Below are 24,808 nucleotides of genomic sequence, written 5' to 3'. Positions count from 1 at the left end.
ATGAACGCAGCGCACGCAACGCCCGTATCGTCCGCGACGCAACCGGGGCCGCCGTTGTGGCTGCTGGCCGAACTCACCTACCGCTGCCCGCTGCACTGCGTGTTCTGCTACAACCCGGTCGATTTCGCCCATACGCCGGATGAACTTTCCACCGCCGACTGGCTGCGCGTGCTGCGCGAGGCGAGGGCGGCCGGCAGCGTTCAGTGCGGTTTCTCCGGCGGCGAACCGCTGCTGCGCGAGGACCTCGAGGAGCTGGTGGCCGAGGCGCACAGGCTCGGCTTCTACACGAACCTGCTGACCTCGGGCGTCGGTCTTTCCGATGCGCGGGCGAGGGCGCTGAAGGATGCGGGGCTGGACCACATCCAGCTCTCCTTCCAGGACTCCACGAAGGAACTCAACGACTTCCTGTCGCATACCCGTACCTTCGAGCTCAAGCAGAAGGTCGCTGCCATCATCAAGGACCACGGCTGGCCGATGGTGATGAACTGCGTGATCCATCGCCTCAACATCGACTACATCGACCGCATCATCGACATGGCGGTGGAACTGGATGCCGAGTACCTGGAGCTCGCCAACAGCCAGTACTACTCCTGGGCGCTGCTCAACCGCGACCAGTTGCTGCCCTCGCGCGAGCAGATCGAGCGCGCCGAACGGGTCACCAACGAACGCCGCCAGCGCTACGGCGACCGCATCCGCATCTTCTTCGTCGTGCCCGATTACTACGAGACGCGACCCAAGAAGTGCATGAACGGCTGGGGCAACGTGTTCCTCACCGTCACGCCCGACGGCACCGCCTTGCCCTGCCACACGGCGCGCATGCTGCCCGGGCTGGCCTTCCCGAACGTGCGCGACATGGACGTACGCGGTATCTGGTACGACTCCGAGGGCTTCAACCGCTACCGTGGCGACGGCTGGATGAAAGAGCCCTGCCGCAGCTGCCCGGAAAAGGAGAAGGACCTGGGCGGATGCCGCTGCCAGGCCTTCATGCTCGCCGGCGATCCGGCCGCCGCCGATCCGGTGTGCGACAAATCCCCCTCGCACGACAAGGTGCTGGAAGCGGTCGACCGCGCCCAGCGCGGTGAGCCGCTGCTGCGCGAGAGGCCGTTGGTGTTCCGCGGGCCGGAGGAGTCGCGCCGGCGACCGAAGCTGCATGGCGAACCGATCGTGGTGGACCAGGACGCGGCACGGGCACGATGAGGGCGCGGCATCAGCCACACTGTCGCGGGCATGCGACGGCTTTGCCCAGTGATCAGACTTCGATCAGCCCGCTCCGCACCGCGATCAGCGTCAGTTCGGCGGCGTTGCTGGCATTGAGCTTCTGCTTGATGTGATACAGGTGGGTGCCGACCGTGCTGGGGCTCAGGTTGTGGCTGCTTGCCACTTCGGACACCGATCGGCCCTGAGCAAGCTGGATGAAGACCGCGAACTCCTTCTCGGTCAGCGCCTCGAGCGGATCGGCATTGCCGCCCAGTTGCGCGAGCGCCAGTTGCGGCGCGAGCTCGGGATCGAGATAGCGCTTGCCACGCGCCACCAGTCCGACCGCACGGATGAACTCCTGCGGCTCGGCGCGCTTTGACAGATAACCGGTGGCACCGGCCTTGAGCGCACGGCTCGGGATCTGGGCGTCCTCGTGGGCTGACAGCATCAGCACCCGCGCCTCCGGGGCATGTGCCCGCAGGCGTTCCAGCGCGGTGATGCCGCCGATGCCCGGCATGGATACGTCCATCACCAGCGCATCGGGTCTCAGCGCCTGGTATTGCGCCACCGCGGTCTCGCCGCTATCGGCCTCGCCCACGACCTGAGCGCCCGCTCCCTCGAGCAGCAGGCGGAATCCCATGCGCACGACGGCGTGGTCATCGGCCAGCAGGATGCGCAGCGTGTCCAGCGTCGAACCCAACTCAAGTCTCCTGTGTGCGGTCCCGATGGGGCAGGCGGGCACACACGCTGAGCCCACCGCTCGGGGGCGATTCGAAATACAGCTCGCCATGCAGTTCGCTGACGCGCTCCCGCATTCCCAGCACGCCAAAACGGTCCGGCGCAGCCGCGCCCGAAAACCCGCGCCCGTTGTCGCGCACCCGCAGTTCGAGCATCGCACCGATGCGCTTCAGGCTCACCTCGACCTGTGTCGCCCCCGCGTGCCGGGCGACGTTGGTCAGGCTTTCCTGCAGCAGGCGCAGCACGGTCAGGGCCAGCTTCTCGGGGACGGGTGCGTTCAGGGTCGCAAGGTCCAGCACCACCTGAACGCCAGGGTGGTGATTGGACCACAGCGAACAGTAGTCGCGCACCGCGTCGGCGATGGCGACATCAGCCACCGCGCTGCCAGGTCGCAGGCGCTGCAGGATGGAGCGCACGCCATCCTGCATCTGCCCGGTCATCGCCAGGATGGCCTGGGCGCTGCCGTGGATGGGCGGCAGCTGCTCGCTGCGCTGCATGATGGCGCCGGCAATCGCGCGCACGGCGGTGATCGACTGGCCCAGCTCGTCGTGCAGCTCGCGCGCAATGACGCGGCGCTCCTCCTCGAGGCGCGCATGCAGTTCGCGGGAGAAGGCCTGGTCCTGTTCGAGGCGGGCATTCTGCGCGCGCGTGCTGTCGAGGCTGTCGGCGAGCCGGTTGTAGCTGCGCGCCAGCAGGTCGACCTCGGCGACCGGGTAGGCTGGCAACCGGGTCTGGAAGTCGCCTTCGGCACCGCGGACGAGCGCATCCCGAATCTGCGCAAGCGGGGCGAGCGCGCGATCCAGCGCCGCGCGGCTGACGACCCAGCCGAACACCAGCAGCGCGCAGGCCCAGCCGAATCCGGCCACGACGTTGTCCCATGCATCGAGCACTGCGCGCGATGCGTCAGGCACCATCCGGATCTGAAGTTCGCCGGCGGCGTAATCGCGGGTGGCCAGTTCAGGCGTCAGCAGCTCGGCGAACCAGGACGGCGCGAAGCGGCCCGCCTTGTAGGTCGGCGCGGGGGACACGTAGCGCAACTCGCCCTCCGGGCCGAACACCTCCAACTGGTTCGCGCGAACACGGCCGACTGCACTCAGGTGGGACATCAGCCGTGCCAGCCCCTCGTCGCCGTCACGCACCGTCTCGTCGACCAGCACGATCAGCCACTGCTCGGCGACGCGGCTTGCCGCCTGGATCTCTTCCTGGATCGCGTGCCGGGTCTCGCGCACCCAGGCGATGCTGCCGACCACGAGGACGAGGACGAGCAGGGCCGTCAGGACCAGGACGACCCGGCTGCGCAGTGAGATCCCTGCGGGCGAGGAGAGACGGAAGCGCACGTTCATGATCAGTCAGAAGCAGGGTTCATGCCGCCGCCTTCGGCCGCAGGCTGGCACGGGCAAAGAAGCGCCCGCCACCGCAGGTCCGCAGGACGAAGGGCTCGGACTGCGCGAGCGCGGCCTGCCCCACGAGCCCGGGCCAGGGCGCATCGAAACAGTCCGGACACCGCAGGCTGGCGCGCCGCTCGTCGATCTCGAGCAGGGTGCGTGCAACGCGGTTGCCAACCACCAGGCGGCTGTCGTGATCGAAGACCGCCAGCGCCTCGAGCGGGCTACCCAGCACCCCGGGGTGCGTATGGAAACGGAGCATCAGGAACCCGCGTTCGTCGCTCTCGATCAGCCTGTGCTCGATGATGCCGGCGGTCGTCTGCAGCAGGGCGCCGGCATGGCTCAGGTTGTCGAAGGGGGCGGCCGACAGATCGAGGATGCCGAGCACCCCGCCCAACGGTGCGAGGATGGGCGCCGTGATGCCCATGACGATCCGGTTGCCCGCAAAGACGGCAAAGGTGCCCGACTCCGCATCGTCCGCATCCACGCCGGGGCGCCCCCCGAAGCCGTCGGTCGCGCCGGCCGACGGCTCCCGGCTGAAGGGCGGCTCCCGGTGCTGGGGGCCGACCACGCCGAGGACGAAGCCCTGCCGGTCTGCAAGGAGCACCGTGAGGGAGGGGCTGGCCAGTTGCTGATGCAGGCTTTCCATGGCCGGCATCGAGAACGCAAGCAGGCGCTCATGCTCGGCATCGAGCACGTCGCCGGCAGCGAGAGGCGCCGGGAAACCCGATTCTGCGACGTGCTCGGTTTGATCTGCTCGGCTCATGTTGCGGGTCGTCCTGTGACCGGGGTCGCGACCCACGCCCTGCTGGAGCTGCCTGTAGCGGTCGCAGCGACGACGATGCAGATTTCGTGCCGCAGCGATCGGTCATCGCACATGCGTCGGCGGAGCATGGAGCAGCCGGCTGGCTGTTTCAGGATTGAACACCTGCTCCCAATCGAAGCAGGCACGGCTTCGCAACAGTCCGGCCAGACGACAAAAACCCGCGCTGATCTGCCCGAAAACACGGCCCGGCGCGCCTTTCGGCACGTTTACTGCTATATGCAGCCAGGGGCCGGCGCCGTATCCAGTGCGCCAGAGCCGAGGACACGAATCCGGGAGGGGGCATGCGCACGATGTTTCGGGTCTGGCTGGCCATGCTGGCGATGGTCTGCGCGTTCAGCGCGACATCATCGCGCGCCGCGGAACTGCCGACGATCCGCGTCGGCGTGCTGCAGTTCGGCACGGTCAGCTGGGAACTCGAGGCCATGCAGCGTGCGGGGCTCGACACTCGGGCCGGCATCCGCCTGCAGGTCGTGCCGCTGGCGCTGAAGGACGCGGCCAACGTCGCCATGCTCGGCAGCGCGGTCGACGTCATCGTGAACGACTGGATCTGGGTCGCACGCCAGCGTGCGGAAGGGCGCGATTTCACCTTCGTGCCGTACTCGCTCGCAGTGGGCGGCATCATGGTGAGGCCCGACGCCGGCATCACCGGCTTTGCCGACCTGCGCGGCAAACGCCTCGGCATCGCGGGCGGCCCGCTCGACAAGAGCTGGCTGCTGCTGCGCGCCTACGCACGGCGCACGGTGGGCGAGGATGCGGCCACGTGGCTCAAGCCCGACTTCGTCGCGCCGCCGCTGCTCAACGAACTGATGTTCAAGGGCGAACTGCCCGCCGGTCTCAACTTCTGGCACTACGCCGCTCGGCTGCAGGCCGCGGGCATGGTGCCGCTGCTCAGCATGGAAGAGATCCTCGCGACGCTCGACGTCAAGGCCGAGTTGCCGCTGGTGGGCTGGGTGTTCCGCGAGCAATGGGCGGCCAGCAATCCGGCCCTGATCCGTGGTTTCCTGCAGGCGTCGGCGGAGACGAAACGCCTGCTGCGCGAATCCGACGAGGCCTGGCTGGCGCTGCGTGCGTCGATGAAGGTCGACGACGACGCCACCTTCGTCGCACTGCGCGAGGGCTACCGGGCCGGCATTCCCGCCGCCACGATGGGCGAAGCCGAGGCGGTGGCACGCAAGGTGTTCGACATCCTCGCCGCGGAAGGCGGCGCCGCCCTGGTGGGCAATGCGCGCACCCTGGCGACGGGCACATTCTGGACGGAGCGCGCGGATCGGTGACGGTCAAGGCACAGTACGGACCCCGCATGTCAGCCCATCCGCACAAGAGGGCCAGCGCACAGGAAAGCGCCAGCGCATCCCCGCCTGCCCGCAGGGATGCGCTGACCCGATTTGCATCGCTGCTGGTCTTCGTGCTCGTCTGGCATGTGGCTGCGCTCGCCGCCGACACCTCGACGCTGCCGCCGCCGCTCACGGTGTTCGAGCGCATCGTGGCCGAGACCGTCTCGCTCGCGCTGCCGCAGCACCTCGTCACCACGCTGTCGCGCGTCGTCATCAGCTTCGGCGCAGCCATGCTGATCGGCACCGCCATCGGCATTGCCATGGGCCACTGGCGCCGGCTCGACCTGTTCCTCGACGGCTGGCTCGTGCTCGGGCTCAACATCCCGGCGCTGGTGACCATCATCCTGTGCTACGTGTGGTTCGGCCTCAACGACACTGCCGCCATCATCGCCGTCGCCATCAACAAGATCCCGACGGTCGTGGTCACGGTGCGCGAGGGTGCGCGCGCGGTCGATCCGCGCCTGATGCAGGTGGCGCGCGCCTACCGCCTGTCACGCTGGCGAACCTTCACGAAGGTCTATCTGCCGCAGCTGCAGCCCTACCTGATGGCGGCCGCGCGTTCGGGCCTGTCGCTGATCTGGAAGATCGTGCTGGTGGTCGAGTTGCTCGGCCGCAGCAACGGCATCGGCTTCCAGCTCAACGTGTTCTTCCAGTTCTTCGACATCACCGGCATCCTCGCCTACACCCTGGTGTTCGCGGCCATCGTGCTGCTGGTCGAGGCGCTTGTGCTGCGCCGGCTGGAACGGCGCGTGACGCGGTGGAGGGGCTGACCGTGCTCGAGATCGACATCGCGCGCAAGACCTACCCCGATCGCGGCGGCCAGCCCCACCTGGCGCTCGAAGCCCTGCGCATGCGGGTGCGCCCGGGCGAATTCGCCTGTGTCGTCGGTCCCTCGGGCTGCGGCAAGAGCACGCTGCTCAACCTGGTGGGCGGACTGGATGCGGAGTTCCAGGGGCGGATCGCGCTCGACGGCCGGCCGCCCGCCGGCGGCGTCGGCTTCATGTTCCAGGAGCCGCGGCTGATGCCCTGGCTGACCGTGCTCGACAACGTGCGGCTGGTGCTGGGCGACGACCCCGAGGGTCCGGAACGGGCGCGGCGCCTGCTGGCGGCGATGGAACTCGGCGACGTGCTCGACGCCTTCCCGGGGCGTTTGTCCGGCGGCATGCAGCGCCGCGTCGCGCTGGCCCGCGCCTTCGTCATCGAACCGCGGCTGCTGCTGATGGACGAGCCCTTCGTATCGCTCGATGCGCCGACCGCCGACCGCCTGCGCGCGATGCTGATCGACATCTGGCGCGAACGCCAGACCACGGTGCTGTTCGTGACCCACGACCTGCGCGAAGCGCTCGCACTCGGCGACCGCGTGTTGTTCCTGTCGGGCGCGCCGGCGCGGGTGGTGCTCGAATTGCCGGTCGGGCTCGAACGGCCACGCAGCCCCGGGGATCCCGCCGTTCACGCGCTGCAGCAGCGGGTGCTCGAGCGGCATCCGGAGTTGCTGGCGGGCCTGGTCAACAAGCCGGACACCACAAGCGAGGAGGCAAGCCTTGACCCGCCCTGAACACCGTTCCGCAGCCGACCACGCGTCTGCCTCCGTTGCAGGTCCGGGTGCGAGGCCGCGCAACGACTGGCTGCTGCAGGTCGAGGACGTGCGCAAGTCCTATGGCCCGCGGGAGGCGCTCAAGGGCGTCAGCCTGGCCGTCGGCCCGGGAGAGTTCGTCGCCCTGCTGGGGCCGAACGGGGCGGGAAAGAGCACGCTGTTCCAGTTGCTGACCGGGCTGTTCAACGCCGACACCGGCCAGGTGCGCGTGTGCGGCCACGACATGCGGCACGCGCCGGTGAGGGCGCTCGGCCGCATCGGCGTCGTCTTCCAGCAGATGACGCTCGATCTGGACCTGACGGTGGAGGCCAACCTCGTCTTCCACGCCCGCCTGCACGGGCTGGGGCGCGCGGATAGCCAGGCCCGCATCGCTGACGCCTTGCAGAGCCTGGGTCTGGCCGAACGCGCGCACGACCGTGTCCGCGAACTGTCCGGCGGCAACCGGCGCAAGGTGGAACTGGCGCGGGCGCTGATCCACCGTCCGGCCGTGCTGCTGATGGACGAAGCCACGGTGGGTCTGGACCCGGCCTCACGACGCCACCTGCTGAACGAGGTGCTGGCCCTGCGCGCGAACGGCGTCGCCGTGCTGTGGGCCTCGCATCTGGTCGATGAAGCCGAGGCGGCCGATCGCGTGATCGTGCTGCACAAGGGAAAGATTCTGGCGGAAGGGTCGCCGCAGGCACTGGTCGACGCCACCGGCGCCGACTCGCTCGCTGCGGCCTTCCTGCAGATGACGGGAGGCACCGAAGCCGCCACCCCAAGTTTGGAGTAGGACCACGGCAACACCCGAAGAAGTACCACCATCGAGGAGACAATCACAATGAGCCATGAACAATCCGCCCCCTCCCTGAAACGCATCGCCGGCGCACTGGCCACCGGGCTGCTGCTCTCGCTGCCCCTGGGTACCGCCGTGGCCAAGGACACCGGCTACATCTTCGTCAGCAGCGAGAACGACAACGCGGTGACGGTGCTGGACGGCAAGACCCACGCCGTGGTGAAGACCATCGCGACCGGCGAGCGTCCGCGCGACATGAAGCTCAACGCGGCGCGCGACAAGCTCTACGTCATCGCGTCCAACTCGGAGCGGGTCGATATCATCGACATCGCCAGACTTGCGGTCGAGCGCTCGGTGGACGTCGGCGAGGACCCCGAGATGTTCGACCTGAGCAAGGACGGCAGCCGCTTCTACGTCTCGAACGAGGAAGACGCCAAGGTGTCGGTGATCGACATCGCCGCCAACAAGGTCCTGGCCGAGATCGAGGTGGGCGAGGAGCCCGAGGGCGTGATGATCAGCCCCGACGGCAGGAAGCTCTACGTCACCTCCGAAGTGGCCAACATGGTGCACGTCATCGACACCGCCACCAACGAGGTCAAGGCCAACATCGTCGTCGGCAACCGTCCGCGCCGCTTCGCCGCCACGCCGGACGGCAGCGAGGTCTGGGTGACGAACGAACTCGGCGGCTCGGTCACCATCCTCGACGGCGTCAAGGACGCGATCAAGGGCACCGTCTCCTTCACGCCCAAGGGCTTCCGCGCCGACGACGTGACGCCGGTCGGCATCACGATGACGCGCGACGGCAAGACGGCCTACGTGACGCTCGGCCGCGCCAACCACTTCGCCGTGGTCGACGTCGCCAGCCGCGCGGTCAAGGACTACGTGCTGGTCGGCCAGCGCGCCTGGGGTGCGACGCTGAACCGCGATGAAAGCCTGCTGTTCGTGGTCAACGGCCTGTCGGACGACGTTTCCATCATCGACACCAAGAGCAGCAAGGTGATCAAGTCGGTGCCGGTCGGCCGCGTGCCGCACACCGCGGTGATCGACGACTGACCTGCGTATGTCCCGCACCGCAGCCCGCTTGGCGGCTGCGGTGCGGGGCTCCCATCGCCGACACCGGGCTGCAAACGCGCCCGCACCTCCAACGACCTGCCCAGAGGCCGCACCATGTCTCTCCGCCGACTGCTCCACGCCAGCGCCTTCGCCGCGGCCACCCTGTGCGCCAGCCTGCCGGCTGCCGCCGAAACCGTCCGCTTTGCTTTCCTCGAACTCGACCGCAACCCCGCCTACGACGACAAGCGCACCTTCTTCCGTACGCTGTCGCAGCCGTTTGGCTCGCCGGTCGTCGGCGCCGAAGTGGCCCTGCGCGAAGCGCGTTTCGTCGGCCAGGCGCTGAAGCTCGAGTTCGCGCTCGAGCGCGCGAAAGGGGCGGACGCCGCCGCGCTGATCGCCGAGGCCAAGCGGTTGCAGGCTACCGGCGTGCGCTACTTCCTGGTCGACGCGCCGGGTGCCGTCGTCGCCGAGCTGGCGAAGGCCACGCGCGGCAGCGAGATGGTGCTGTTCAACGTGTCGGCGGCTGACGATGCGCTGCGCCAGGCCCAATGCCAGCCCCATCTGTTCCACACCCTGCCGAACCACGCCATGCAGTCCGACGCAATGGCCCAGTACCTCGTGTCGCGCAAGTGGCGTTCGGTGCTGCTGCTCGAAGGCCCGCTGGCCGACGACAAGCTGATCTCGGCGGCCTTCGAGAACTCGGCCCGGCGGCTCGGCATCAAGATCGTCGACAAGCGCCAGTTCGTGCTGAGCAACGATCCGCGCCAGCGCGAGCAGGGTAACGTCGCGCTGCTCACCGCCGGCAAGGACTATGACGCAATCTTCGTCGCCGATTCGGACGGCGAGTTCGCCCGCGGCGTGCCCTACCGCACGGTGCTGCCGCGTCCGGTGGTGGGCGCCGAAGGGCTGGTGGCCGAAGCCTGGCACTGGGTTTGGGAGCGCCACGGCGCGCCGCAACTCACCAGCCGCATGGTCAAGCAAGGCGGCCGCCATCCCGGCAGCGGGGACTGGGCCGCATGGATCGCCGTGAAGGCGGTCGTCGAATCGGTGGTGCGGACCAACAACGCCCCCTTCGCGCAGCAGGTCGCCTACCTCGCCGGCGACGAGATCACCATCGATGGCTTCAAGGGCAACAAGCTGGGCTTCCGCCCCTGGGACCGCCAGTTGCGCCAGCCCATCCTGCTCGCTACCCACAACGCGGTTGTCGAGCGCGCACCGATCCAGGGCTTTCTGCATCAGACCAACAACATGGACACCCTCGGCTTCGACCAGCGTGACAGCCAGTGCAAGCCGTAACCGACACGTGACGCCACACCCGAGCATCCGATCCCTCACCAAACCCGCCGGAGTCGCCCGATGAACCCGCGCCATGCGCTGCTCGCCCTGCAGGCCGTCACCAGCCGCGAAGTCGCCAAGTTCCTCCGTCAGGGCGGGCGGCTGGCGTCGGCACTGGTGCGACCGCTGCTGTGGCTGGTGGTGTTCGCCGCGGGCTTCCAGAACGTGTTCGGTGTGTCGATCATCCCGCCCTACGAGACCTACGTCCCGTACCAGACCTACATCGTGCCCGGCCTGCTCGGCATGGTGCTGCTCTTCAACGGCATGCAGTCTTCGCTGGCCATGGTCTACGACCGCGAGATGGGGGTGATGCGGCTGTTGCTGACCGCGCCGCTGCCACGCTGGTACCTGCTGTTCTGCAAGCTGCTGGCCGGCACGCTGCTGTCGGTACTGCAGGCCTACGTCTTCCTGATCATCGCCGCGCTGTTCGATGTCGGCGTGCCCCTGTCGGGCTGGCTGTACGCGCTGCCGGTGCTCGTACTTGCGGGGATGATGCTGGGTGCGCTCGGCCTGCTGCTGTCCGTGCATGTGAAGCAACTGGAGAACTTCGCCGGCACCATGAACTTCGTGATCTTCCCGATGTTCTTCCTGTCGCCTGCGCTGTACCCGCTGTGGAAGCTCGAGGAGTCCGGCGCCACGGTGATCCATTTCCTCGCCACCTGGAACCCGTTCACCCACGCCGTCGAGGCCGTGCGTTTCGCGCTCTACGGCCAGTGGTCGCTGCAATCGCTGGCCGTCGTCGCCGGCTGCCTGGCGGCCTTCTTCACGCTGGCGGCCTGGGGTTACGACCCGCAGCGCGGCATGCTCAAGCGCAGTGGCGGCAAGCCCGGCTAGGAGTCTGCGCGGCAGAAGCCAAGCGTCGGTGAGTTAAGTCCTCCCGGGCGTTTCGGGGCCGGTAGACTGTCGAGATGACGAGCTATCTGCCCTATTGCCCGCAGCAGCAGATGCTGCTGCCCCAGGCGCTGCAGGAGTGGCTACCCGAAGGCCACTTGGCGTACTTCATCAGCGACGCGGTCGACGGGTTGGACCTGAGCGCGTTCCACGCCCGGTATGCCGGTGGCGGACCGCGCAACCAGCCGTTTCATCCGGCCATGATGGTCAAGGTGCTGCTGTATGCGTACGCCACGGGCGTGTTCAGTTCGCGCAAGATCGCGCGCAAGCTGCACGAGGATGTGGCGTTCCGGGTCCTGGCGGCAGACAACTTCCCGGCCCACCGCACGCTGAGCGACTTTCGCGCTGTCCATTTGAAGGAGCTGAGCGAGTTGTTCGTGCAGGTGGTACGACTGGCCCGCGAGATGGGGCTGGTCAAGCTCGGGACGGTGGCCATCGACGGCACCAAGGTCAAGGCAAACGCCAGCCGCCACAAGGCGATGAGTTACGGCCATATGGTGAAGGCGGAGGCCGAGTTGAAACGGCAGATCGAGGCGCTGCTCAATCGGGCCAAGGCCGCCGACGACGCCGAGCGGAACGAGCCCGAGCTGGATGTGCCGGCCGAGATCGCGCGGCGCGAGGCGCGGCTGACGGCGATTGCTGAAGCCCGGGCGCGGCTCGAGCAGCGCCAGCGCGAGGCCGATCAGGCGCGCGGGCGCAGCGACGATGACGACCGTCGCCCGCGCGGCGGTGACGGCAAACCGAAGGGCGGGCGCTACAAGCGCGACTTTGGAGTGCCCGAGGACAAGGCGCAGGAGAACTTCACGGATCCGGACAGCCGCATCATGAAGCGCGCCGGCGGCGGGTTCGATCCGAGCTACAACGCCCAGACGGCGGTCGACGAGACCGCCCACATCATCGTGGCGGCCGAACTGACCAACAACGCCAGCGACGCCGGGCAACTGGCGGGGGTACTGCAGGCCGTGCGCGACAACGTCGAACAACGACCGCGCCAGGCGCTGGCCGACACCGGCTACCGCTCGGAGCAAACGTTCCGGGAACTCGACGGGTGCGGGACCGAACTGGTGGTGGCGCTGGGCCGGGAAGGCAAGCGCCGACTCGGTTTCGACCGCGAACGCAATCCGCACACCGCACAGATGGCCGACAAGCTCGAGAGCGAGGCGGGCAAGAGCGCCTACCGAAAACGGAAATGGATCGCCGAACCGCCCAACGGCTGGATCAAGAACGTGTTGGGATTCCGGCAGTTCAGCCTGCGGGGCCTGGAGCGCGTCAAAGCGGAGTGGAAGCTCGTCTGTATGGCGCTGAACCTGCGCAGGATGAGCACATTGAGGACGGCATGACGGGAAAAGGGGGCAAACCTGTCCCCGTTGCCGTCCGGCATGCGCGCCGCGACGTCGCAAAGCAACTTAACCACGGCCTCAGTCTCTTGCCGCACCTCTCGGTTCGCCAATCGTTCTGCTAAAAAACACGCTCTGGAGTTCTGCCGCGCAGACTCCTAGCGTGCCGCCGAGGCGTGCCGGAGACACGCCCCCTGCAGGTCAAATGGCACGCCGCTTGCGTAATGCCGCATGTCGACGCAGTCGACATCCCGAGGACACACAACCAGAACGGAGGAGCAATGGGCGTAAGCAAGAGGCAGTTCCTGCTGGTGGTGCTGGGCACGGCGCTGGCCGGCACGGCATCCGCACACGGGCCATCGCGGCTCAAGGTCGAACTCGGCATCGACATTGCCGCACCGGCCGACAAGGTCTGGGCCCGCATCGGCAATTTCCAGGACATGTCCTGGCATCCCGCGGTGGCCAGTTCCAGCGGCAACGGCGGCAACGCGGCCGAGGCCACACGTGTGCTGGTGCTGAAGGGCGAAGGCAAGCCGACGATCGAGGAGGCCCTGCGTCGACACGACCCAGCCGGGATGAGCTACGCGTACAAGATCACCAAGGTCGATCCTGCCGTGCTGCCGGTGAACAACTACGCCTCGACCCTGTCGGTGGAGTCGACGGGCGAGGGTAAGAGCCGCGTGACCTGGAAGGGCGCGTTCTACCGCGGCTATCCCAACAACGACCCGCCACCCGAGCAGAACGACGACGCCGCGATCAAGGCCGTCACCGGCGTCTACCAGGGGGGACTGGATGCGCTGAAGGCGGAGTTCGAAGGAGGCGCGAAGTAAGCGCATCGCGGGTTCCATGGGGGAGGGCGGCATGACCGCCCAACCCGCCCTGCACGGCCCCCGCTCGGCGACAAGCCTGCCGGCGTGGCGTCCGACTGCAAGCGTCGGCGCGCACTGGAAGCGGTTCGCGCGCTTGCGGGCGCTTCATCCTTCCGTGCGCGACCGCGTCGCAACAAATCCGCGCTCGATGGAGACCCTCGTCACACCTGAAGGCCGAACGCAGGGCGTACCGTGTGGGGGCGTGTGGGATAATCGCGGCCCTTTGAAGCGAACATGGAACAGGCTCGATGGAGCGGAAGTCACTCAGGACGCGCCTGACCTTGGGCGTACTCAGCGCCGTGGCGTTCTCGCTGCTGGCGATGACCTGGGTTGTCAGCCGCGACCTGCGCATCAACATGGAAGCGGCGATCTCGGCGCAGCAGTACTCGACCGTGTCACTCATCGCGGCCGAGATCGATCGCTCCGTCCGTGAACGCCTCGACCTGCTGCATGAGCTGTCGCGCACGATCACCCGAGACGATGAGGGCGGGGACGGCATCAAGCTTCACCTGCTCGAGCGGCAGGGGCCGCTGCTGCGACTGTTCAACCTGGGCGTAGTCGTCACCGACGCGCGCGGCATCGCCGTCGCCAGCATCCCGGAAGGACGCATCCAGGTCGGCACCGACTACGGCACATTCGCCTTTACCGAGGAGGTCGTGCAGCACGGCCGCAGCGTGGTGACCGAGCCGCTGCACGGCAAGAGCACGGGTCTCATCGTGATCGCGATGGCCGTGCCGATCACTGCAGCCGACGGCACGATCCTCGGGACGATGGTCGGCGTCATCAACCTCGAACAGCCGAATTTCCTCGACGAGATCAGCACCGCCAAGTACGGACTCACGGGTGACTTCGTGCTGACGGCACCGGTCTCGCGCATCACCATCGCCTCATCCGACCGCCGCCGCACGCTCCAGCCCGGTCCCGAGCCGGGCATCAACCCGATCTACGACCGCTACATCGAGGGCTTCGAAGGCTCGGGGATCGCGGTGAGCTCGCGCGGCGTGGAGGAGCTGACCTCCTCGAGTCGCATCCCGACGACCGGCTGGCTGATGCAGTCCGTGCTGCCGACGAGCGAGGCCTTCGCGCCCATCCATGCGCTGCAGCACCGGATCGCCCTCAGCTCCGTCGTCATCATGCTCGTCGTCGGCGGGCTGGCGTGGCTGTGGGTGCGCGGCCAGCTGCGGCCCCTGAAGGCGGCTGCGGCAAGACTCGGCGACATGGGGCAGGGCATCCTGCCGCGGCAGGCGCTGCCGGTGCGCCACAACGACGAGATCGGGCAGCTGACCAGCGCGTTCAACGACCTGCTCGGCAGGATCGAGCAGCAGGAAGCGCAGGCCATCGAGATCGTGTCGAACCGCCGCCTGCGCAAGATCCTGCAGAACGTGCCCGGCATGGTGTTCCAGTACCGCCGCCAACCCGGGGGCCAGGACGCCTTCCTGTTCGCCAGCGAAGGCGCGATGGCGATCTATGGCGTCCCCGCCGACGCCGTGATGGCCGATGCGCTGCTGATCCGTGACCTGATGCTCGAGGACGACAAGGAGCGCCTGTTCGGTTCGATGGCGTGCTCCGCAGAGCAGATGATCCGCTGGCAGGTCGACTACCGCATCCGGCGCGAGGACGGCCGTATCCACTGGCTACGGGTCGATGCCTTGCCCGAACGCGATCCCGAGGGCGTGGTGACCTGGTTCGGCGTCGTGACCGACATCACCACGACCAAGCAGATGGAAGCCGAGCTGCGCATCGCCGCAACCACCTTCCAGAGCCACGAAGGCCTGTTCATCACGGACACGCAGGGCGTGATCCTGCGGGTGAACCGCGCCTTCAGCGAGATCACCGGTTACACCGAGCAGGAGGTGATCGGCCGCACGCCGTCCATCCTGCGCTCGGGCCGCCACGATTCGTCCTTCTACGCCCAGATGTGGCAACAGCTGGCGCAGGCGGGCGTGTGGTCGGGCGAGATCTGGAACAAGCGCAAGTCGGGCGAGGTGTACCCGGAATGGGTGACGATTTCCGCCGTCAAGGATGCAGACGGCACGATCAGCCATTACGTCGCTGCGTTCCGCGACATCACCGAGCGCAAGGAGACCGAAGAGCGCATCTACCGCCTCGCGTACTTCGATGCGCTGACGAACCTGCCCAACCGGCGCCTGCTCGGCGACCGCATCCAGCACGCCATCGTGTCGAGCCAGCGCAGCCATGAATGCTGCGCCCTGTTCTTCCTCGACATCGACCACTTCAAGCTGCTCAACGACACCAAGGGGCACGATGTCGGCGACCGCCTGCTCGCCGACATCGCCATGCGCCTCACTGCCGCCCTGCGCAATGAGGACACGGTGGCGCGGCTCGGCGGCGACGAGTTCGTCGTGATGCTCGAGCGCCTCAGCACCGATCCGCGGCTCGCGGCCGCGTCGGCGGCCCTGGTCGCCGAAAAGCTGCGCGCGGTCATCGCCGAGCCCTACGACCTCGACGGCTATCGTCACCTGACGACCTCGAGCATCGGCGTCACGATCTTCCAGGGCGAGGGGCAGCAGGTCGATGCCCTGCTCAAGCAGGCGGACGTAGCCCTGTATGAAGCGAAGGCCGCCGGGCGCAATACGGCGCGCTTCTTCGACCCCGCGATGCAGCACCAGATCAACGAACGGCTCGCCCTCGAGGCCGCGTTGCGCGAAGCCATCGAACAGCGGCGCCTGGCCTTGTGGTATCAGCCGCAGGTGGACGCCGGCGGCACCACGCTCGGAGCCGAGGCGCTGCTGCGCTGGATCGACAAGGACGGCCGGATCATTCCGACTGACCGCTTCATCCCGCTGGCCGAGGAAACCGGGCTGATTCATCCGATCGGCCGCTTCGTCCTGCACGCGGCCTGCCAGCAGCTCGCCGCCTGGGCGAGCGATCCCCGGCTGTCGGAGATCGTCCTGGCGATCAACATCAGCGCCCGCCAGTTCGCGGAACCGGATTTCGTGACCGAACTGCAGGCCATGCTGGCCGAGCATCACGTTCCCCGGGGGCGACTGAAACTCGAGCTGACCGAAAGCGTGGTGCTGGAGCGCGTCGATGAGGCCGTGCAGCGCATGCAGCAGCTCAGGGCGCTCGGGCTGCTGTTCGCGCTGGACGATTTCGGCACGGGCTATTCGTCGCTCTCGTACCTGAAGCGCCTGCCGGTCGACCAGGTGAAGATCGACAAGGCCTTCGTGCGCGACGTCTGCGAGGATGCGGGTGACGCCGCCATCGCCCGGACCATCGTGACCCTGGGCCATGTGCTCGGGATCTCGATCATCGCCGAAGGCGTGGAGACGGAGGCGCAGCTCGACTTCCTGCAGGCCTGCGGCTGCGACGCCTACCAGGGCTACCTGTTCGGCAAGCCGATGCCGGTGAGCCAGTTCGAACGCTTCGCCGCTGCCGCTGCCGTGGCCACTGCCTGAACGCTCGCCCGCGCCCGGCAGGCCGTCTCAGTACCGGAAGCTGCGCGCCTCGAGCTCGAGGTAGCGATGATGGACATTGCGCCGATGGATGGCCGGGTAGCCTGCCCAGTCGCGGTAGGCCAGGAAAGCCGCATCCGTTTCGGCGGCATTGATCGTCTCCTGCAGCGATGCGCCGTCGTTCAGCCGCGCTTCGACGAAACGCTCGAGGGTCGCGAGGTAGCCGTCCAGCGCCTTCAGCAAGCCTGTGTCGCCCGGCGCCCCGTAGCCGGGCACGATGAGGCGTGGTGACAGGGTCGCAATCCGGGCGAGGGTTTCCCGCCATGCGTCGAGGCGCGCATCGCGTACTTCCGGGATGCGCCGTTCGGTAACGACTGCGCCGGAAAAGAGCACCCCGGCGCGGCGATCGAACACCATCAGGTCGCCGGGCGCGCTGCTCCAGCCCGGGGCAATCAGTTCGACGGGATGCGTGCCCAGCTCGATCCGTGTGTCCGCCGCTATCGGACGATCCGGCGCCACGACCCGCGTGCCGGCCATTGCCTCGTCACCGAGCAGCGCGCGCAGGTTCTCCAGGCACTGCTCGCAGCGCTGCGAAAGCAGCCTCGCCGCGGCCTCGTCTGCCACGACCGGAACCCCCTGATCGGAGAACGCCGCCGCGCCAAGCACGAACTCCGGCAGCGGCTGGGTCAGCACCAGCATGGCCGTGCGCCTGCCCGGCGCCGCTTCCGCCACCCGTGCGAGCAGCTGCCGGCCATGGGCGTACGAGGTGCCCGCATTGACCACGAGCACGGCGTCGTCGCCGACGATGAAGCCAAGGTTGCCGACCTCGCCATGGTTCTGCCGGCTGGCCTCATTCCTGCTACCGATCAGGACGTGGTTGCCGGGCGCGAGCTCGACCGAACGCACGAGGTCGGCCGATGCGGCCGCAGCAAGCAGCCCGAGCATCGTCCCGCCCAGCCAGCGCAACACTCCGTGCCGCATGCGCATCACAAGCGGCACATCGATCGGCCTTCGTAACGGAGCTTTCATCCCATGCCACGACCCGCCATCCATCGCCTGCTCCCCTGGCTTGCCAGCCTGGCCCTGGCCTTGCCGACCAGCGTCAGCGCCCAACCCGCGGAGGCCACGCTCGCCGTGCTCGACTTCGACCTCATCGAGGAGCACGTCGAGCCCGGCCAGGCCGCCGACATGCGTCGTCGCGTCCTGCGCATGGAGGAGATGCTGGCGCAGGGGCTGGCCGAACGGGGGCTGTACCGTGTGGTCGAGCTTGGCGAGGCACGCACGCGCCTCGCGGAACTGCGTCGGCAGCAGGAACACATGCATCGTTGCGGCGCCTGTCAGGTCGAGATGGGCCGTGCAGTGGGGACGAAGTACGTCGTCGCCGGCTGGGTGCAGAAGGTGAGCAATCTGATCCTCAACATCAACATCGAACTGCGCGAGGTCGCAAGCGACCGCGTGGTGCTGAACAAGTCGGTCGACATCCGTGGCAACAACGACCGCGCCTGGGAGCATGGCATGCGCTTCCTGCTGCGCGATTTCGCGGAAAAGCGGGCGGCCAACCCTGACTATGGGTTGTAGCCGGGACCGCAGCGCGTCCAGCTGCGCTCACGAGCCCGGCTGCAGGCGCACGGCCGTATCGAAGCGCAGGTCATCGGTATCGACGACCTCCGCGCGCAGCTCGCCTTCCCCCTCCGGCACGAAGTAGAAACGGAAATTGGGATTCTCGCTGATCGAGAAATCCACCTCTGCCGTGAGGATGGGCTTGCCGGCGTAGCTCACGTCGATCCGCCGCACGAAATGCGCCGGCGTGAAGTGGCGGGTGAGCTGGTCCATGACCAGGCCCGAGTTGTTCGGGTGGCTGATCATCAACTGCGCCAGCACGGGCTGCCGTGCGCGCATGTCGCCATCCACGCGGAAGCGCATCTTGCCCAGCGTGGCCATGGCCGCCGCCTGGTCCTTGCCCGGCGGCGCCGAGCAGCCGCCCGAGGCCTTGACGAAGCGGGTGCTCATCATCAGTTCGCCGGTGTTCAGTTCCGCGATGGCGCGCACATGCGTGTAGGCATCCACCCGCACGCGCGTCTCGATGTCGGCCTTGCCGCTGTCCGGGGTGAAGGTGAACACCGCGCCGACGGGCGAGGGGTTGTTGTCGATCACCAGCCACAGCTTGCGCACGTAGCGCTCGGGCGTCTGCTCGAAGCGGGTCGATACGGAGATCGGTACGATGGCCGCATCCTCCGCCCGCACCGGGGCTTCGAGGCCGATCTGGGAATCGTCGCCGGTCGCGATCGGCCGCTGCTGGAACAGGCTGGTACGCAGTTGCTGCCACACCGGGCTCGCGTCCGGGTCCTCGGCATTCGCGCCTTGTGCGGCGGCGGTATGGGGCAACGTGCCGAGCAGGAACAGGGCGAGCAGCACCACTGCCGCGGCGAGCGAGAGAGGCCGCTGCGTCGCGCGTGCGCGGAGCGGGCCAAAAAGGGTGAGGGCGTTCATGTGACCTCCAAGTCAGTCTTCCCACTCGAGCTCGGCGAAACTGGCGGTGACGTTGCGACGGTGGAAGGCGTCGACCAGCCGCCAGCCCGCGGGCGCCGGGATCGACGCCACCGCCTCGCCAATCGTGCGCCCGGCGCGGATCGCCTCCCGCACCTGGTCACGCAGCGACTCGAGATACGTGCGCTGCGGCACGACCGCTGCGGGCCAGTCGGCACTGACCGCACCGTGGCCCGGCACGACACGGGCGGCCGGAAGACCTTCGAGTACGGAGAGCACCTCCAGCCAGCCAAGCAATTTGCCGTCCACGACCGGAAGATGGGTGACAAACACCAGATCACCCGCAAAGAGGGTGCCTGTGGCCGGGTCGTGGACCGTCAGGTCATTGTCGGTGTGCGCCGTCGGCCAGGCGCGCAGTTCGATCGCGCGATTGCCGAGATCGAGTTGCACACGGTCGGCCACCTGCAGGTCGGGATAGACGATCAGCCCGACGTCGCGAGGGACGCCAGAGTCGCGCTCGAGCGCGGCAAGGTGGGCGGGCGCACGCGCCGTCAGCGCCGCGGTGAGGCGCGCATGGCCGACGAACTGCGGGCGGTCGGCCCCCGTTGCGGCGAAGGCGCGATTGCCGAGCACGTGATCGGGATGCACGTGGGTGTTGATGACGTAGCACACGGGCCGTGTGGTCCGTTGCGCAACCGCCCGCAGCAGCGCTTCGCCGAGGGCTGGCGACCCGCCGGTGTCGATGACCGCGACGCAGTGCTCGCCGATGATGAAGCCAAGGTTGGCGACGTCCGCGTTCTCGGCTTCGCCCCATGCGGCATGCCGTCCTTCATGCACGAAGACGCCGGGCGCAATTTCGCGCATGGGCAGGTCGCGGGCCGCCTGCGCCGACGCGGACGCCAGCAGCAGGCCCGCGACAAGGAGCAGAATCCGCCGCCCGCCCTGCACGTTCATGGCGTCGCTACCGGCTGGTCATGGCTAGTCGACCTTGATGAAGCACGCCTTCATGGCGGCCTTCTGGATTGCGCCGAATTCGCGCGCAACCTTCTGCTCCTGCTTGTTGGCGCGGATGTAGCCGCCGCGCTCTCCGCCGATCGAGCGTGCATCGCTGGAGGTCTTCATGGCCATGTACTGCTCGTGGCCCATCTGCCCGGCGATGCGGTCGAGCGCGCACGAGCACTTGCTCACCATCTCGTAATGCCCGCCGTCCGGATGCTCGCGCATGCACTCATGCACCCACAACACGCGATCGAGGGTCGGAAAATCGTTGGCCTGGACCGCGGTGGCCGGCAGCATCACGCCGGCCAGCACCATCAGGGAAAGAAGTCGTTTCATCAGCTGGCCTTTGCAACAGGGTTTGCGGTCGGGACGGGCAGGGTGCCGCCGTCGATAACCATCTCCTCGAGGATCAGCGGCTCGGCGGTCGATCCGGCCGGTCCGCTGCGCGTGCGGATGCCGAACACCCCGCCGGGCACCGCGTCGGACAACAGGAAGACGTACTCCTTGCCCGCATACTGCTCGAAGCGATCACGACTCGGGTCCGCAAGGTAGGGCGAAATGGCGATCTCCTGCCCCGCGATACGCTGGCCCTGGTAGTCGAACTGCGCATCGCGCACCCGGGCATCGTTGTAGATCGCCATGCGGATGCGCTTGCGGAAATGGTTGGGCTGGCCCTTGGTCAGCCGCTGCATGTCACGCACGTCGCGCTCGAGGAAGTACAGGATGACGGGATTGCCCTCGGCATGCTCGATGTCGGGCAGCACGACCCGACGCTCCGCACTGAGGAACTCGCCGCGTCCGGCGCAGCACGCACCATTCGGTTCGCGCTCCAGATGAATCGCCACCTTGTCGTCGAATCCGGCCTCCGCCGTTCCGCCCTTGTGAAAACGGTAGTGGAGGGTGGAGGGCGGCGACACGTTGCGCAGGTGATGGGTCATGAACAGGCTGCGTTCGGCCACCGAGTAGTCCTGCGCGTCCGCCGCGTGTGCGACGCTGACGCTGGCAAGGTTGTCGCCGGCGAGATTGAGACCGGCGCAGAGCGCAAGCAGGCAGAGGCCTCGGGCGGACCGTGCGAACATGGGCGAGTGAGTGGGTGAAGAAGGCATCGCGGATCGAACCTCGTTTTTCCGGCACAGGGAATCAAGCGTCAGGGCCCGCCAGCGGCAGGCCCCGCCTCAGTACACGATCGGATTCAGCTGCTCGTCGACAAGCGGCACGTGATAGGCCTTGAGAATGCGGTCGAGGTCCTCCTTGTGCCGATCGATCAGAGCCTCGATCTGCTTCTTCCACTCGGGCTCGCCATAACGGACGCCCATCGCGATCTCGAAATCGAACTTGATGCCCGGTTCCGATTTCAGCGGCACCACGACAAGCTCCATGTCCTTGATCTTGTCGGCGTAGTAGGCGGCAACCGGCCCCCACAGGATCGCGACGTCGATCGTGCCCTTGACGAGATCCTTGTCGATCATCCAGCCGGGGTAATGCTCGGCCACCACGTCGACGGTCGCGTAGGGCACGCCCTGGTCCACCAGATCATGACGGGCCAGCCACTTCGAGGCCGGCGACTTGTCGTACAGGCCGATCTTCAGCGCCCTGAGCTTGGCCGGATCGAGACGCAGGAAATCCTCGCCGGTCTTCACCTCGTCCAGCCCCTTGCCCTTGGGGAACACCAGCGCATAGGTCGAGCGGTAGTAAGGCTTGGTGCCCGACACCTGGTCGAAGCCCGCGGGTACGCCGAGCATCACGTCGCAACGGAAGTCCTCGCCGGGCAGCTTGTAGCGCAAGGTGTTGCGCACGAAGGCAAAGCGCTGCGGGTAGGAGTAGTACTTGACGGGCACGCCCAGGCTTCCCGCGAACAGTTCGGCAATGCGGTTCTCCAGCCCCTCGCCCTTCTCGTTGGAAAAGGGCATGTTCGCCGGGTCCTGGCAGACCCTGAACTCCTTGGGCGCGCTTTCGGTGGCCGACGCCGCGCCGGCACCGAACATGGCCAGCCCGGCCCCCAGCGTGACCAGCCAAACGCGCAGGTTGCGGGCGGTGTGCGACCCCGTTGGTGCGTCTGTCATCATGCGCAGACCTCCTTGTCGGCCCTCGTCATTCGATCGGCTGCACACGGGCGGAGGTGATCGCGCCGTCCGAGCGCCCCTTGAGGTAGGCGTAGAGGTGATCGATGTTGTCCATCACCCGCGCGTCGTTCTTGAAGCTCTGCATGCCCTTGTCGAGGCGACCTTCGGTGACGGTCGTGACGAACTCCTCCTTGGTCAGCCTCTTCAGGCTCTCGATCAGCGACGGGCCGACCATGCCTTCCTGGTTCGCACCGTGGCAGCGATCGCAGGCGGCAGCCCGCCAGGCGCGGAAACCCTTCAGCGTATCGGGGTCGACCTTGTTGCCATCGACGACCGTGTACAGCGGCTTGCCATTGTCGGCCGGCTTGGCATCCGCTGCGTGCAGCGGTACGGCGAGGGCGAGGGCGGCAAGTGCAAGGGTGTTGATCAAACGCATACGTATTCCTCCGGATGTCCGGTCGGGGCCCGTGCAGGCCCCGCCGGCATGCAAGCGGGGAGCGGCGCCCCCGCGGGCGCTGCGGCGGACCGGAGTCCGCCGCAATCAGGGCTCAGTCGGGCAGGGCGAAGACGGTCAGCGACCCACCCAGCTCGGTGTATTGGCTCAGTTCGCGATAGCCGCCCACCGCACCCAGGCCATCGGTGTCCTTCTCGAGACTGGCCGCCATGCCGATGCCGGCCCAGCCGCCGATGCCCGAGAACACGCCGAGGTACTGCTTGCCCTTGTGTTCATAGCTGAACACGTTGCCGATGATCCCGGACGGGGTCTTGAACTTGAACAGTTCCTTCGTGATGTCCTTGGCATCGACGCACTTCAGGTAGCCTTCCAGCGTGCCGTAGCACGAGATGCCGCCCGCAGTGTTGAGCACGCCGCTCCACACCGAGAACTTCTCGGACTTGGACTGCACGATCTTGCCCGCGCTCGCATCCCAGGTGATGAAGTTGCCCATGCCGCCGTGGCTGTCCGGTGCGGGGAACATCGACAGCGTGGCGCCGACATAGGGCTGGCCGGCGACGTAATCGACCTCGAACGGCTCGTAGTCCATGCAGACGTGGTTGGTCGGCACGTAGAACAGCTTGGTGTTCGGGTCGAAGGCTGCGGGCTGCTGGTCCTTGGTGCCCAGTGCAGCGGGACAGATGCCCTTCACGTTGACGTCCGGGCCGTGTTCCGGGTTGGTGTGCTTGGACGTGGAGTACTTGGCGACCACCTGAGGCCGGCCGGTCTTCATGTCGACGTGCGAGGCCCAGTTCACCTTCGGGTCGTACTTCTCTGCCACCAGCAGTTCGCCGGTCACGCGGTCCAGCGTGTAGGCGAAGCCGTTGCGGTCGAAGTGCACCAGCGCCTTGGTCGGCTTGCCCTTGACGTCGATGTCGGCAAGGATCATTTCATTGACGCCGTCGAAGTCCCACTCGTCGTGCGGCGTCATCTGATAGACCCACTTCGCAACGCCGGTGTCGAGGTCGCGGGCGAAGATGGTCATCGACCACTTGTTGTCACCCGGACGTTGCGTCGGGTTCCAGGTCGAGGGGTTGCCGGTGCCGTAATAGACCATGTTGGTGGCCTTGTCGTAGCTGAACCAGCCCCAGGTCGTGCCACCGCCGGTCTTCCACTGGTCGCCCTGCCAGGTCTTCAGCGACGAATCCTTGCCGACCGGCGCCATCTTGCCGTCCGTCCAGGTCATCGTCTTCTCGGGGTCCATCAGCATTTCGGCGTCGGGCCCCGTGCTGTAGCCCTTCCAGACCTGCTTGCCGGTGTTGATGTCGTAGGCGGCGAGGAAGCCGCGCACGCCCCACTCACCACCCGAGATGCCGGTAATGACCTTGTTGCCGAACACATGGGGCGCCTGGGTATTGACCGCGCCCAGCTTCGGATCGCCATTGACCACGCTCCACAGCACCTTGCCGGACTTGGCGTCGAGCGCGAGCAGGGTGGAGTCCGCCTGCTGCAGGAAGATCTTGCCTTCGGCGTAGGCCAGGCCGCGATAGACGGTATCGCAGCACATCTGCGAGATCACGAACGGGTCCTGCTTGGGTTCGTACCGCCATACGATCTTCTGCGTGTCGAGATCGATCGCGAAGACCTTGTTGGGGAAGGGCGAATGCACGTACATCATGCCGTCGATAACGAGCGGCGAGCCTTCATGGCCGCGCAGCACGCCGGTGGAGAACATCCACGCGACCTGCATCTTGCCCACGTTGTCCTTGTTGATCTGGTTGAGCTTGCTGTACCGCTGGTTGAACATGTCGCCGGCTTGCGCCGCCCAGTTCTTCGGATTGGCCATCTTGCTTTCGAGGTCGGCGTTCGCCAGTGCGAGTCCCGGCATTGCGAGCAGAAGTGCAGCGATCAGCGCCGGACTGCGCCGGGCAGGAATCCCTAGTTGCTTCATTTTTGTCTCCTCGTTTATTTGACGTTTTGCGCTCGCCACCTTGAAGGCCCGAGACCCGCCGCGCATGCGGGGCCGGTGCGACCAGTCATTCCGGCGTACCCCGTCCGATGCAAAGCACGTGCCAA

23 protein-coding genes are annotated in these 24,808 nt (G+C 67.2%); 12 read left to right on the top strand and 11 right to left on the bottom strand.

Annotated features, from left to right (window positions below):
- Nucleotides 1-1,197 carry a pyrroloquinoline quinone biosynthesis protein PqqE gene (gene pqqE, locus C664_RS00670; RefSeq protein WP_051019090.1) on the top strand — a complete coding sequence of 399 codons (1,197 nt, stop codon included), beginning with the start codon at nt 1-3 and terminating at the stop codon, nt 1,195-1,197.
- 52 nt (nt 1,198-1,249) lie between these two features.
- Here pqqE and C664_RS00665 read toward each other — a convergent pair whose 3' ends face one another.
- The 3 genes from C664_RS00665 to C664_RS00655 are packed head-to-tail and all read right to left on the bottom strand — an operon-like array spanning nt 1,250 to nt 4,086.
- A complete protein-coding gene (locus tag C664_RS00665) occupies nt 1,250-1,897 on the bottom strand; it encodes a response regulator (protein ID WP_004251354.1) in 648 nt (215 codons plus the stop codon).
- A 1-nt stretch (nt 1,898) separates the two neighbouring features.
- Nucleotides 1,899-3,278 (bottom strand): sensor histidine kinase, encoded by a 1,380-nt coding sequence (locus tag C664_RS00660; protein ID WP_004251352.1) that lies wholly within the window; start codon nt 3,276-3,278, stop codon nt 1,899-1,901.
- A 19-nt stretch (nt 3,279-3,297) separates the two neighbouring features.
- A complete protein-coding gene (locus C664_RS00655) occupies nt 3,298-4,086 on the bottom strand; it encodes a hypothetical protein (RefSeq protein WP_004251350.1) in 789 nt (262 codons plus the stop codon).
- A gap of 341 nt (nt 4,087-4,427) precedes the next feature.
- On the opposite strand from C664_RS00655, the gene C664_RS00650 reads away from it, so the two are divergent.
- The 10 genes from C664_RS00650 (at nt 4,428) to C664_RS00605 (ending at nt 16,753) form a co-directional block, all read left to right on the top strand.
- The gene (locus tag C664_RS00650) at nt 4,428-5,420 is read left to right on the top strand and encodes an ABC transporter substrate-binding protein (protein ID WP_004251348.1); all 993 of its coding nucleotides are present in this window, start codon (nt 4,428-4,430) and stop codon (nt 5,418-5,420) included.
- Nucleotides 5,421-5,446: 26 nt separating this feature from the next.
- Nucleotides 5,447-6,250, top strand: a complete 804-nt coding sequence (locus C664_RS00645; RefSeq protein WP_051019102.1) for an ABC transporter permease — start codon at nt 5,447-5,449, stop codon at nt 6,248-6,250.
- A gap of 2 nt (nt 6,251-6,252) precedes the next feature.
- On the top strand, nt 6,253-7,035 hold the full coding sequence (locus C664_RS00640) for an ABC transporter ATP-binding protein (protein ID WP_038010570.1): 783 nt from the start codon (nt 6,253-6,255) through the stop codon (nt 7,033-7,035).
- Complete coding sequence (locus C664_RS00635; RefSeq protein WP_004251341.1) at nt 7,022-7,846, top strand: ABC transporter ATP-binding protein; 825 nt, start codon at nt 7,022-7,024, stop codon at nt 7,844-7,846. Before C664_RS00640 ends, C664_RS00635 begins: the two co-directional genes overlap by 14 nt.
- Before the next feature lie 30 nt (nt 7,847-7,876).
- On the top strand, nt 7,877-8,902 hold the full coding sequence (locus C664_RS00630) for a PQQ-dependent catabolism-associated beta-propeller protein (RefSeq protein WP_443080569.1): 1,026 nt from the start codon (nt 7,877-7,879) through the stop codon (nt 8,900-8,902).
- A 114-nt stretch (nt 8,903-9,016) separates the two neighbouring features.
- Nucleotides 9,017-10,198 (top strand): ABC transporter substrate-binding protein, encoded by a 1,182-nt coding sequence (locus C664_RS00625; RefSeq protein ID WP_004251336.1) that lies wholly within the window; start codon nt 9,017-9,019, stop codon nt 10,196-10,198.
- A 60-nt stretch (nt 10,199-10,258) separates the two neighbouring features.
- The gene (locus C664_RS00620) at nt 10,259-11,071 is read left to right on the top strand and encodes an ABC transporter permease (RefSeq protein ID WP_004251333.1); all 813 of its coding nucleotides are present in this window, start codon (nt 10,259-10,261) and stop codon (nt 11,069-11,071) included.
- Between the two features lie 74 nt (nt 11,072-11,145).
- Nucleotides 11,146-12,468, top strand: coding sequence for an IS1182 family transposase (locus C664_RS00615; RefSeq protein ID WP_004251208.1), 1,323 nt, complete (start codon nt 11,146-11,148; stop codon nt 12,466-12,468).
- 278 nt (nt 12,469-12,746) lie between these two features.
- Entirely contained in the window at nt 12,747-13,295 is a 549-nt protein-coding gene (locus C664_RS00610) for an SRPBCC family protein (RefSeq protein ID WP_004251330.1), read from the top strand.
- 287 nt (nt 13,296-13,582) lie between these two features.
- Nucleotides 13,583-16,753, top strand: coding sequence for a bifunctional diguanylate cyclase/phosphodiesterase (locus tag C664_RS00605; protein ID WP_004251326.1), 3,171 nt, complete (start codon nt 13,583-13,585; stop codon nt 16,751-16,753).
- Between the two features lie 27 nt (nt 16,754-16,780).
- Here the strand turns inward: C664_RS00605 and C664_RS20500 are convergent, their stop codons facing one another.
- The gene (locus tag C664_RS20500; protein ID WP_157353845.1) at nt 16,781-17,731 is read right to left on the bottom strand and encodes an MBL fold metallo-hydrolase; all 951 of its coding nucleotides are present in this window, start codon (nt 17,729-17,731) and stop codon (nt 16,781-16,783) included.
- A gap of 51 nt (nt 17,732-17,782) precedes the next feature.
- Here C664_RS20500 and C664_RS00595 point away from each other — a divergent pair, with 51 nt between their 5' ends.
- The gene (locus C664_RS00595; protein ID WP_004251322.1) at nt 17,783-18,328 is read left to right on the top strand and encodes a DUF3280 domain-containing protein; all 546 of its coding nucleotides are present in this window, start codon (nt 17,783-17,785) and stop codon (nt 18,326-18,328) included.
- 27 nt (nt 18,329-18,355) lie between these two features.
- Here C664_RS00595 and C664_RS00590 read toward each other — a convergent pair whose 3' ends face one another.
- The 7 genes from C664_RS00590 to C664_RS00560 form a co-directional block, all read right to left on the bottom strand.
- Nucleotides 18,356-19,240 (bottom strand): quinoprotein dehydrogenase-associated SoxYZ-like carrier, encoded by an 885-nt coding sequence (locus C664_RS00590; protein WP_004251319.1) that lies wholly within the window; start codon nt 19,238-19,240, stop codon nt 18,356-18,358.
- 12 nt (nt 19,241-19,252) lie between these two features.
- Nucleotides 19,253-20,191 carry a quinoprotein relay system zinc metallohydrolase 2 gene (locus tag C664_RS00585; protein WP_004251316.1) on the bottom strand — a complete coding sequence of 313 codons (939 nt, stop codon included), beginning with the start codon at nt 20,189-20,191 and terminating at the stop codon, nt 19,253-19,255.
- A 24-nt stretch (nt 20,192-20,215) separates the two neighbouring features.
- Nucleotides 20,216-20,572 carry a hypothetical protein gene (locus C664_RS00580; protein ID WP_198291453.1) on the bottom strand — a complete coding sequence of 119 codons (357 nt, stop codon included), beginning with the start codon at nt 20,570-20,572 and terminating at the stop codon, nt 20,216-20,218.
- Complete coding sequence (locus C664_RS00575) at nt 20,572-21,315, bottom strand: hypothetical protein (protein WP_004251309.1); 744 nt, start codon at nt 21,313-21,315, stop codon at nt 20,572-20,574. The genes C664_RS00580 and C664_RS00575 overlap by 1 nt, the downstream gene beginning before the upstream one ends.
- A 96-nt stretch (nt 21,316-21,411) precedes the next feature.
- On the bottom strand, nt 21,412-22,302 hold the full coding sequence (locus tag C664_RS00570; RefSeq protein WP_004251302.1) for a substrate-binding domain-containing protein: 891 nt from the start codon (nt 22,300-22,302) through the stop codon (nt 21,412-21,414).
- 25 nt (nt 22,303-22,327) lie between these two features.
- Nucleotides 22,328-22,735, bottom strand: coding sequence for a c-type cytochrome (locus C664_RS00565; protein ID WP_004251298.1), 408 nt, complete (start codon nt 22,733-22,735; stop codon nt 22,328-22,330).
- A gap of 112 nt (nt 22,736-22,847) precedes the next feature.
- Entirely contained in the window at nt 22,848-24,620 is a 1,773-nt protein-coding gene (locus C664_RS00560; protein ID WP_232435048.1) for a methanol/ethanol family PQQ-dependent dehydrogenase, read from the bottom strand.
- Nucleotides 24,621-24,808 lie beyond the last annotated feature (188 nt).

It is taken from the genome of Thauera sp. 63, from assembly GCF_000310165.2.
GTDB lineage: Bacteria > Pseudomonadota > Gammaproteobacteria > Burkholderiales > Rhodocyclaceae > Thauera > Thauera humireducens.
The sequence above is the reverse complement of the archived record's forward strand: the minus strand, read 5'-3'. Positions and strand labels throughout refer to the sequence as shown.